The sequence below is a fragment of the Candidatus Chordibacter forsetii genome (assembly GCF_964187505.1).
Classification (GTDB): domain Bacteria; phylum Verrucomicrobiota; class Verrucomicrobiia; order Opitutales; family Seribacteraceae; genus Chordibacter; species Chordibacter forsetii.
Genome location: NZ_CAXLML010000200.1, coordinates 1 through 5,136, shown reverse-complemented (window position 1 = coordinate 5,136; position 5,136 = coordinate 1). Strand labels below are relative to the sequence as shown.

6 protein-coding genes are annotated in these 5,136 nt (G+C 46.0%); 4 read left to right on the top strand and 2 right to left on the bottom strand.

The genetic code is table 11. The features are described from left to right. The 4 genes from ACKPQ4_RS08830 to ACKPQ4_RS08815 form a co-directional block, all read left to right on the top strand. Positions 1 to 532, top strand: a 532-nt coding sequence (locus ACKPQ4_RS08830) for an ABC transporter substrate-binding protein (RefSeq protein WP_407680820.1), incomplete at its 5' end; no start/stop codon positions are given. After that, positions 529 to 1,449 (top strand): ABC transporter permease, encoded by a 921-nt coding sequence (locus ACKPQ4_RS08825; RefSeq protein WP_407680819.1) that lies wholly within the window; start codon positions 529 to 531, stop codon positions 1,447 to 1,449. The genes ACKPQ4_RS08830 and ACKPQ4_RS08825, both read left to right, overlap by 4 nt. After that, entirely contained in the window at positions 1,446 to 2,306 is an 861-nt protein-coding gene (locus tag ACKPQ4_RS08820) for an ABC transporter permease (protein ID WP_407680818.1), read from the top strand. Before ACKPQ4_RS08825 ends, ACKPQ4_RS08820 begins: the two co-directional genes overlap by 4 nt. Positions 2,307 to 2,310: 4 nt before the next feature. Then, positions 2,311 to 3,993 carry an ABC transporter ATP-binding protein gene (locus ACKPQ4_RS08815; protein ID WP_407680817.1) on the top strand — a complete coding sequence of 561 codons (1,683 nt, stop codon included), beginning with the start codon at positions 2,311 to 2,313 and terminating at the stop codon, positions 3,991 to 3,993. Here the strand turns inward: ACKPQ4_RS08815 and ACKPQ4_RS08810 are convergent. Then, the gene (locus ACKPQ4_RS08810; RefSeq protein WP_407680816.1) at positions 3,990 to 4,844 is read right to left on the bottom strand and encodes a transglutaminase family protein; all 855 of its coding nucleotides are present in this window, start codon (positions 4,842 to 4,844) and stop codon (positions 3,990 to 3,992) included. The genes ACKPQ4_RS08815 and ACKPQ4_RS08810 overlap by 4 nt on opposite strands. 49 nt (positions 4,845 to 4,893) lie before the next feature. Beyond that, the coding region (locus tag ACKPQ4_RS08805) for an alpha-E domain-containing protein (protein WP_407680815.1) at positions 4,894 to 5,136 on the bottom strand (243 nt) is incomplete at its 5' end.

The following is a 5,136-nucleotide window of genomic DNA, read 5'->3' as shown; positions in this document are numbered from 1 at the left end:
GCGTTTGCTCGATTCCTATTTATCAGAAAAAGGATTGGAGCGACTACCTCCTATTGAATTAACTTACAACACATCAGAGGGGCACAAGAAGGTTGCCGAAGCCCTGCACGGCATGTGGAATGAAGCCCTTGGAGTAGAAATTCGATTATTCAATATGGAATGGAAAGTTTTTCTCTCCACTATTTCAAAAGGTGAATTTTCATTGGCTCGAGCAGGATGGATTGGAGATTATGTCGATCCACATACTTTTCTCCATATGTGGCGGTCGGGTGAAGGACTCAATATGACCGGCTGGGCAAATGCATCCTACGACAAAGCCCTGAAACTTGGGGAAACATCGAATTCCGAGAAAGAACGATGGGAAAACTTTCAGATATGTGAAGATTTATTAGCAAATGATTTCCCCGTCCTGCCTCTCTACTTTTATGTTCATCTAACTCTGCGACACCCCACAGTGCGCGGATGGTACCCCACCCTACTGGATCACCATCCTTATAAATATATTTACTTGCAAAAGGAGGAAGCCCCGTGAAAAAGTTTGTTTTCTCCCGGGTGTTGCAAGCCGTCCCCACTCTTTGGGTCATTGCCACTCTTACCTTTTTTATGACCCGATATGCTCCGGGTGGTCCGTTTGATACAGAAAAGGCAATTCCTCAAGAGATCAAAGTAAAACTGGAAAGTCATTTTGGGCTCGATCGTCCATTGTTTGATCAGTACCTGCTCTATTTAAAAAACCTTTTGCGAGGCGATCTTGGGCCATCATTTAAATATCCGGGTTGGGAAGTCTCTGAATTGATCGCTACCGCCTTTCCGGTTTCCCTGACACTGGGCGTTTTGTCTTTGTCGATCGCCTTGCTTATCGGAATACCTGCTGGAATTATTGCCGCTCTGCGAAAAAATACCTGGTTGGATTACCTGCCCATGAGTTTGTCTATGGCGGGGATCTGCTTACCAACCTTTGTACTTGGACCTTTGCTGATTTACATTTTCTCCACTCAACTCGGTCTCTTTCCACCACTTGGATGGTATGGTCCAGCAGACTGGGTACTTCCTTCCTTCACTCTTGGTCTTTTCTATGCAGCCTATGTTGCCCGCCTGACCCGAGCAGGCATGCTTGAAACTTTACAGCAAGATTATGTTCGTACAGCTCGTGCCAAAGGAGCAAATCCTTGGCAGGTTGTAACTAGGCATGCCTTAAGGGGAGGGCTTTTACCGGTGGTGACTTATTTAGGACCCGCTTTTGCCGGGTTGATTAGCGGATCCTTTATCATAGAGAGTATATTTTTTATACCTGGCCTGGGTAAATTCTTTGTTACCGCAGCTTTCAACAGGGACTACACCATGGTCTTGGGAACCGTACTTTTCTATGCCGCCTTGATTATACTTCTCAACTTATTGGTCGACTTACTTCAGGCTTGGCTTGATCCAAAAGCCCGACAAGCACAATGAGTGTCGAAAAGTCATCCTCTCTAGGAAGAGACGCCTGGTTACGCTTACGGGCAAACCGCATGGCCATGATTAGCTTATTCATTTTAATCGGCATTACTACAGTATCCTTCATTGGGCCTTCGATATCTCCTTACGCTTACGATCAGCAGAATCTCGATCGCGTGTTTGAAGGCCCAGGTAAAGATCATATTTTTGGCACGGACAACCTTGGGCGCGATCTCTTTGCCCGTACCACTTATGGGGGTAGAATTTCTTTGGCTGTTGGACTACTAGCCACCCTGGTATCACTAGTTATTGGGGTGAGTTATGGAATGTTTTCGGGCTATACTGGTGGTCGGGTAGATGCATGGATGATGCGTGCAGTAGATGTGCTTTATGCCCTACCTTTTACCATTTTTGTGATTTTACTAATGGTCATGTTCGGTCGTAACTTCCTCTTACTTTTTCTCGCAATTGGTGCTGTGGAATGGCTAACCATGGCTCGCATCACCCGGGCACAAACCATGAATTTAAAACGCTCTGAATTTGTAGAAGCTGCACGGGCCTTGGGCTATTCCCATGGTCGTATCCTTTTTCGCCACATCCTTCCAAACTTGATTGGTCCGATCATCATTTATGCCACCCTAACCGTGCCCGCGGTTATGCTCTTGGAAGCGGTGCTGAGTTTTCTTGGTCTTGGTGTACAGGCTCCAATGAGCTCATGGGGTAGCCTGATCAAGGAAGGTGCAGAGAAAATGGATGCTGCTCCCTGGCTGCTCTTTTTCCCAGGAATGTTTTTCTGTCTGTCTTTATTTGCCCTTAATTTTTTAGGGGATGGTCTGCGTGATGCCCTCGATCCAAAATCCTCCAAAGATTAAGACAATGGGAAATTTAGACATTCAAAACTTAAAGGTATCCTTTCACACCCGCGAAGGAATTGTCCACGCCGTCGATGGGGTTGATCTTTCAATCAAGCCAGGAGAAATTATTGGATTGGTCGGCGAATCAGGTTCAGGTAAGTCCGTAACTTGTAACTCCATCCTACAACTTCTCCCCTCGCCACCCGCACGCATAGAGGCGGGAAAGATCGAATGGTCAGGAAAAGATCTCCTCAGGCAACACGCTGAAAAGATACGAGGCATTCGTGGAAAAGAAATTTCTATGATCTTTCAAGATCCGATGAGTTGCTTGAATCCATACCTGTCTGTACTTGATCAAGTTGCAGAACCTCTGGTTATTCATGGAATGGCCAGTCCGAAGGATGCCAGAAAGCAGGCTTGTGAAATGCTTGCCCGGGTAGGCGTTCAACGTGTGGTAGATCACCCCCACGCCTACCCGCACGAATTTTCCGGGGGTATGCGACAAAGAGCAATGATTGCCATGGCCTTGGTGACCCAGCCCTCCCTATTACTTGCAGACGAACCCACCACCGCCCTTGATGTAACGGTTCAGGCCAAGGTCCTGAACATTCTTAAAGAATTGTGCACCGACTTGGGAGTGAGTGTTCTTTTTGTTAGTCATGACCTGGGCCTTGTCGCTGAACTGGCTGATCGTGTCGTGGTGATGTACCGCGGGAAAGTAGTTGAGCAAAATGATACGCGCTCGATTTTCTCCAACCCTCAACACTCCTATGTCAAAGCCCTGATCGCTTGTAGACCAACATTAGAAAGTAACCCGGTCCGTTTGCCCACGGTGGATGATTTCATGAATCCAAAAACGGGGAAAGGTCAGGCCCTTAAAAAACTGGAATCCCCATCCCTAAATTTAGATTCCCAAGAAACTCTGCTTGAAGTTCAAGACTTGGTGGTTGAATTCCCTACCGAAGATGGTCCTGTCCGGGCAGTTGATGGAGCGAGCCTTATCATTCGTAAAGGATCGACCCATGGTCTGGTCGGAGAGTCAGGTTCTGGGAAAACTACTTTGGGCAGATCTATCCTCCAGTTGACCAAAGCGAATTCAGGAAAAATTCTTTACCAGGGAAATACAATTTCATTAGAAAATATTCAGGATCGCACAAGGTTTTGCAAATCTATGCAGATTATTTTTCAAGATCCCTATGCTTCATTAAATCCCCGCCTTACTGTGGAGCAAGCCCTGCTTGAACCCATGAAGGTACATGGCCTTGGGAAGTCCCGTAAGGACCGTATCGATCGTGTGGTCAAACTTCTTGAAGAAGTGGGTCTGGGAGAGGAATATTTACACCGATATCCCCATGAATTCTCTGGAGGACAAAGGCAAAGGATTTGTGTTGCCCGAGCATTGACCACTGAACCAGAATTTATTGTTTGTGATGAATGCGTCAGTGCCATGGATGTATCTGTTCAGGCGCAGGTTCTCAATTTGCTACGGTCTCTTCAAGCCTCTCGCAACCTGACCTACCTTTTCATTTCTCACGACTTGGGCGTGGTCAAGTTTATGTCCGATGAAATTTCGGTAATGCAGAATGGGAAAATAGTAGAGAACGGGTTAGCCGAAGATCTCTATCGAAATCCAAAATCAAGTTATACCCACAAACTTATCAACTCGATCCCATTGGCCAACCGATCCTCTGATTTCAGGCTTTAATCATCCACCTGCTTTACCCGGACCACGACCTCGAATTCACTGGGCCTAGGCCCAAAATAGGAACCGGTGACCGGTGCAACATCCCGATAGTCCCTACCCGTTCCCAAAATAACATAAGTATCATCAACCACCCGGTTGTTGGTTGGATCCAATCCAAACCAGCCATGTCCTTCAACCATTACCTCGAGCCAGGCGTGCGAAGCTTCCGCTCCACGCATCTGACGATCCCTAGTTGAATCGAAAAAGTATCCGCTCACATAGCGAGCGGGAATACCCAGGCAGCGGCATAGAGCGAGAGCGGCATGCACAAAATCCTGACAGACACCACGGCGAATTTTAAGCACTTCATTAGCGTGGGTCTCTACCGTTGTTGTACTTTTTGAATATTCAAAGTTCTGATAAATGAAACCCATCACTTGATAGGCGGTTTCAAAAACATCACTAGAGTTTGCTTGAATATCAACAGCGGTGCGCCAGATCTCTGGATTAATCTCCACAAAAGTAGAGGTCTGTAAATAATCTCTGTATTCAGGAACCCTTTCCATTTTGGCCAAAGTTGACAAATTTACCCCATAAGGAAATTCCTCAAAATTCACATGGAGAATAGTTTCGACATCTGAACGTACCTCAATCGTCAATTTTTGATGTTCCTCGGCGAGTTCGAAGAATTGTACAATATTACCATTTAAATCCAAATAGCTTTTCGGGCGACAGATCGGCAAAATAGATAGCGTTGAAGATATACACTTCTGCCAATTGTTGGTAAGAGGATGCAGCCTTAATTCGTTGTAGCTTTGAGTAACCGGACTTGGATAACGGTAACTTGTTCGATGAAAAATGTACAATCGCATGGTTTGCTAAAAAACTCCTAGGCAACCACAGGTTTAACCCTTTTAGAAATCACTGCTGTTGTTGAGCTTGGGCAAGTCGGACGGAATCAATCTCGCCCAGGCTTTTAATTTCTGAGGGTAATAAGACATAGGTTTCAAATACCCTCTGTCCAATTTTAATCAGGGTGACCTGCAATTCATCGAGAGTCTGATGTAAGCCCTTTTCTACTACCTGTTCCCAACTTGTAAAATTCACCATAGCCAAAGCACTCCCAGTCAACCGCTCTGCCTCATTAGAAAACGCCCCTGAAGG

What these genes read in the sequence shown, in the direction of transcription:
- ACKPQ4_RS08820 (WP_407680818.1), top strand. Translation starts at nt 1,446, where the DNA reads ATGAGTGTCGAAAAGTCATCCTCTCTAGGAAGAGACGCCTGGTTACGC.
- ACKPQ4_RS08815 (WP_407680817.1), top strand. Translation starts at nt 2,311, where the DNA reads ATGGGAAATTTAGACATTCAAAACTTAAAGGTATCCTTTCACACCCGC.
- ACKPQ4_RS08810 (WP_407680816.1), bottom strand. Translation starts at nt 4,844, where the DNA reads ATGCGATTGTACATTTTTCATCGAACAAGTTACCGTTATCCAAGTCCG.